Origin of the sequence: Plesiomonas sp., assembly GCF_051650925.1 — a bacterium.
Lineage (GTDB): Bacteria > Pseudomonadota > Gammaproteobacteria > Enterobacterales > CAMTGL01 > Plesiomonas.
Genome location: NZ_JBOFRH010000065.1, coordinates 1 through 5,086 on the forward strand (window position 1 = coordinate 1; position 5,086 = coordinate 5,086).

Here is a 5,086-nt window from a genome sequence, read left to right on the forward strand (position 1 = left end):
TAATCGCTGTATTCGTAAAGCGAAAGGATTTCTGCATCATTATCCTCATATATCTTATTGGTATCATAAGAATAATATGTGAATAAAAGGCAGTTATTTACGGATGTGAAGCCGTGCAACCGGCAAGGGCCACAAATACAGTGGAGTGATGTATTAGGTTCCTGTTAGCCCCTCTTCTTTCATAAAATTGTCCAAACGCTAAAGAAAGACCAGAAGTGTACCGGAGGTACCGGTAAAAAAAGACCATGAGAATGTTGTCACCGTGAAAGGTTAAACGGCATTAAAAGGCAGGAAGTTGCAGTGCTTTGCTCCCCGTGAGCACAGGATATGCACAGGGCGGTAAATTTCAGACACAAAAAAACCACCGTATAGGTGGTTGATTTGTTGAGTAACTTATTGAAATTACTCTGCTTCACAAGATGGTACCCGGAGCGGGACTTGAACCCGCACAGCCATAAGCCGAGGGATTTTAAATCCCTTGTGTCTACCGATTCCACCATCCGGGCCTTGTGATAGCTACCCTTACAGGTTCTGGAGGCGCGTTCCGGAGTCGAACCGGACTAGGCGGATTTGCAATCCGCTACATAACCGCTTTGTTAACGCGCCGAAAGTTGCCTTATCACATATTGAGTATTGTTATACTTACACATGATAATTTTAAATCTTTGGAGCGGGAAACGAGACTCGAACTCGCGACCCCGACCTTGGCAAGGTCGTGCTCTACCAACTGAGCTATTCCCGCCCTCTTCAGTTCACTTTGTTAACTTCAACTTTTGTTGTTAGCAACAACATTTCTTGTTGATGTCAGCGCCGCTACCTGATGCGATGCATTCTACTGATTCGTGGTAATGAGTCAACACTATTTTCTTAATTTTCAACTCGTTCGGTTATTTTTTGATCCAATTGATGATTAAGACATCAAATCAGACCATGCAGCCCTAAGATATTGGAACATAGACCAAAATGTCAGTACTGCTGCAATATATAACGCGACCATGCCCACAATCACCACCCACTCGGTTGGCCGCCATAACAGTGCCAATAGCGCAAACATCTGAGCCATTGTCTTAAACTTACCCCACCATGACACCGCAACACTACTGCGTTTACCTAACTCTGCCATCCATTCACGAAGCGCACTGATAATAATCTCACGTGCAATCATGGTAGCTGCAGGTAACGTTACCCAAATCGAATGGTATTGCTGCACAACCAATGCCAGCGCAACAGCAACCATCACCTTATCTGCGACAGGATCAAGAAAAGCACCAAATCGGGTGGTCTGCTTTAACTGGCGAGCCAGAAAGCCATCAAACCAATCTGTAATCGCTGCAATCACAAAAATCAGTGCACAGACGGCAGGTGCCCATTGAAATGGCAAATAAAAGGCGATCACAAAGAAAGGAATAAGAATTACACGAAACAGTGTCAGCCAGGTTGGTATATTAAACTGCATAATTAGGTAGCTTTTTTAGTGAGATAAGTGGCTAACGCCTATGGTGCTACAAGCTGCTCAGTGTTTCAACGCCAGAAAGATTTTTTCTGCTAAATTTGCTGAAATACCTGGAACGCGGGCAATATCATCTATGCTTGCATTCTTGAGTGCCTGAAGCCCCCCCATAAACTTTAATAACTGCTGGCGGCGTTTTGGCCCAACGCCTTCAATCTCCTCTAGTGCACTGCTGCTCTTTACTTTAGCGCGTTTTTTTCGATGCCCAGTAATCGCATGGTTGTGTGATTCATCACGAATATGCTGGATCACATGCAACGCAGGTGAATCGGGTGATAATGACACACTCTGACCACTTTTGGCTAAGATCAGTGTCTCTAAACCTGCTTTACGATCAGCGCCTTTAGCAACACCAATCAATAGTGGGTGCGTTTTATCCCAATCAACGGCCAGATGCGCAAAAATCTGAATGGCTTTACCCAGTTGCCCTTTTCCCCCGTCAATAAAAATAATATCGGGTACTTTTTCGGGCGGCAGCGATTTATCGTATCGGCGACGTAGCACCTGCTCCATCGCCGCATAATCATCACCCGGCGTAATGCCAGTGATGTTATAACGCCGGTAATCAGATTTCAGCGGGCCGTTACGATCAAATACCACGCATGAAGCAACGGTCTGCTCTCCCATCGTATGGCTAATATCAAAACACTCCATACGATGAATCTCGGGGATCTGTAAAAACGCTGCCAATGCCTTTAAGCGGTGATGTATCGTGCTCTGTTGTGCCAACTTAGAAACCAGAGCCGTATGGGCATTGGTTCTTGCCAACTTGAGGTAACGAGCCCGTTCTGCGCGCGGATTATCTTGTATGGTGACTTTCCGGCCAGCATGCGTTGAAATAGAATCAGCCAGCAGATCACGGGTCGTCAAATGAAAATCAAGTAAAATTTCTGAAGGAAGTGTTCGTGATTCGTTGGCTTGCAGATAAAACTGACCAATAAAGGTTTCAACCACTTCATCTAGCAGAGTATTAGCAGGCACTTTAGGAAAATAACTGCGGCTGCCCAGTACCTTTCCCTGCCGTAAAAAAAGCACATACACGCAGGCCATACCGTTATCATAAGCGACACTGATCACATCGAGATCATTACTGTCGCCCGATACAAACTGTTTTTCAGTGACTTTACGTACGGCCAAAATCTGATCACGCAACCGGGCGGCATCTTCAAAACGTAAATCATGGCTGGCCGTTTCCATGCGTTCAACTAATCCGTTGATCACCTGCTGATCTTTCCCCTGTAAGAACAGCCGAGCATCGTCCACACATGCCTGATAATCTTTATCACTGACTAAGCCTTTTACACAAGGGCCAAGGCAACGGCCAATTTGGTATTGTAAACAGGGGCGGGAACGGTTGCTGTAAACACTCTCTTCACACTGACGTAACGGGAAAATCCGCTGCATTAAAATCAGTGTTTCGCGTACGGAAGAGGAGCTGGGAAACGGGCCAAAATACTCGCCTTTGGCATGCTTAGCACCACGGTAGGCACTGATTCTAGGGTGTTTATGCGCACTAAGCAGAATATAGGGGTAGGATTTATCATCGCGCAGCAGCACGTTATAGCGCGGCTGGTAAAGCTGAATGTAGTTGTGTTCAAGCAGTAACGCTTCGGTTTCTGTATGGGTAACGGTAACATCAATACTGTGGATGACCCCAACCAGCGCTTCTGTTTTTTTATTGGGTAAATTGGCACGAAAATAGCTGGAAAGGCGTTTTTTGAGATCTTTCGCCTTCCCAACATACACCACAGTGCCCGCATCATCGTACATACGGTAGACACCGGGCTGATTTACCACAGTTTTTAGAAACGGTTTGGCATCAAACACAGATTACAACTTTTCAGATTTTAACATGCCATGCCGGAGTGCAAGATGAGTCAGCTCTACATCGCCGTTAATATTCAGTTTACTGAACATCCGATAACGGTAGCTATTCACCGTTTTTGGGCTCAGGTTAAGCTGCTCTGAAATTTCAGTCACTTTCTGCCCTTTGGTGATCATCATCATTATCTGTAGTTCACGCTCAGATAAAGTGCTGAAAGGGTTGTCTGAATCAGGCATTACCTGACTTAACGCCATCTGCTGGGCAATATCAAGTGCAATATAGCGCTGACCTGAGCACACAGTACGAATAGCGTTGAGCATCTCTTGCGGTGCTGTGCCTTTACTTAAATACCCAGCCGCCCCTGCTTGCATCACTTTTGTCGGCAGAGGGTTTTCGGTATGAACTGTCAGCACAATAATTTTGACATCAGGGTTGTAGCGCAGCATTTTGCGGGTAGCCTCTAGGCCACCAATGCCGGGCATATTCATGTCCATCAACACAACATCGGCGTTGTTTGTACGACACCACTTAACTGCATCTTCCCCGCAATGTGCCTCTCCGACGACTTTGATGCCTTTCACATCTTCAAGAATACGACGGATACCCGCGCGCACCAATTCATGATCATCCACCAGAAAAACGCTAATCAATCGACCATCTCCAATAACGGTGAGGTGACTCTGCGACATTATGCAGAATAAATTGGCATGTTACTTGGTTTAACTGCAATTTAGAATAGTTAACGGGATAAATAGCGAAGAATGGTGTTTTTTAAGAATATTCTGGGGTTTTATAAGTAAGCGATAAGATAAAGCGAAGATGGCGGAGGAGGTGAGATTCGAACTCACGAACGCTTTCGCGTCGCCGGTTTTCAAGACCGGTGCCTTCAACCGCTCGGCCACCCCTCCGCAGGAATGAATTGTTTGAGCGAAGGTGAATGACATCACCTCTGAAGCGGGGCTAAATTTAATGGATATAGGAAAAACTGTCAACTCTATTTCTGAAATTTTTGTTCAACTGGTCTGTTTTTAAACAAAAACACCCTTCATGGGTGATTTATGTGCATAAAAAAACCAACCAGAAATCTGGTTGGTTTCACGCAAAGAAAAGCGTAACAGTGGATTAAATTAGAAATCGTAACGCAAACCGACTGCGAAGATGTCATCAGTGTTCAAGCCGTTAGCTTTAGTGAACTGATTCTCATCCAGCAAGTTGATTTTGTAATCAGCATAAACGCGGAAGTTGTCGTTCATGTGGTAAGTTGCACCGATATCAACGTATTCGTTGTAAGCATCGTTAATGTTCAACGCGCTATCTTTTACATCAGTACGAACATAAGCGATTGATGGCTCAATCTGCGCTTGATACTGGATAACAGCTTCATAACCGCGCATTTTATGGAAGTAGCCAGTTTGGTCGTTAAGATTTTGACCCTTGAAGTTGTTACGGCCTTCAGAGTAGGTCATTGCTGCATACACGTTGCCGTACTTATATTTCAGGCCAGCAGCAGTAATTTCTGCATCACCGTTACCACCGAATGATGAGAAACGAGCTTGGTCATCAGTTTTCTTTGCATTGGTGTAAGAGATTGCACCACCAAAGCTACCAAAGCCCATGTCTTCTGACTCATAACCAAATGCAACAGCATAACCGTCGCCACTTTGGTCTTTGCCATTGATCATCTCTTGCTCATTAGCGGTAGTGTATTGCAGACCACCGATAAAGCCATTGCTCTTGATCATGTACTTCAA

4 protein-coding genes and 4 tRNA genes are annotated in these 5,086 nt (G+C 45.1%); all 8 read right to left on the reverse strand.

Annotated elements, in window-relative coordinates:
* Positions 1-420: 420 nt before the first annotated feature.
* A tRNA-Leu gene (locus ACRC27_RS01635) sits at positions 421-506 on the reverse strand.
* Positions 507-532: 26 nt separating this feature from the next.
* Positions 533-606 (reverse strand) — tRNA-Cys (locus ACRC27_RS01640).
* 60 nt (positions 607-666) lie between these two features.
* Positions 667-742: transfer RNA gene (locus tag ACRC27_RS01645), tRNA-Gly, on the reverse strand.
* Between the two features lie 168 nt (positions 743-910).
* A complete protein-coding gene (gene pgsA / locus ACRC27_RS01650; RefSeq protein ID WP_438621767.1) occupies positions 911-1,456 on the reverse strand; it encodes a CDP-diacylglycerol--glycerol-3-phosphate 3-phosphatidyltransferase in 546 nt (181 codons plus the stop codon).
* Positions 1,457-1,513: 57 nt separating this feature from the next.
* Positions 1,514-3,337, reverse strand: coding sequence for an excinuclease ABC subunit UvrC (uvrC, locus tag ACRC27_RS01655; protein ID WP_438639020.1), 1,824 nt, complete (start codon positions 3,335-3,337; stop codon positions 1,514-1,516).
* Between the two features lie 3 nt (positions 3,338-3,340).
* Entirely contained in the window at positions 3,341-3,985 is a 645-nt protein-coding gene (gene uvrY / locus ACRC27_RS01660) for a UvrY/SirA/GacA family response regulator transcription factor (RefSeq protein ID WP_438621765.1), read from the reverse strand.
* 170 nt (positions 3,986-4,155) lie between these two features.
* Positions 4,156-4,243, reverse strand: a tRNA-Ser gene (locus tag ACRC27_RS01665).
* A 219-nt stretch (positions 4,244-4,462) separates the two neighbouring features.
* Positions 4,463-5,086, reverse strand: a 624-nt coding sequence (locus ACRC27_RS01670; RefSeq protein WP_438639022.1) for a porin, incomplete at its 5' end; no start/stop codon positions are given.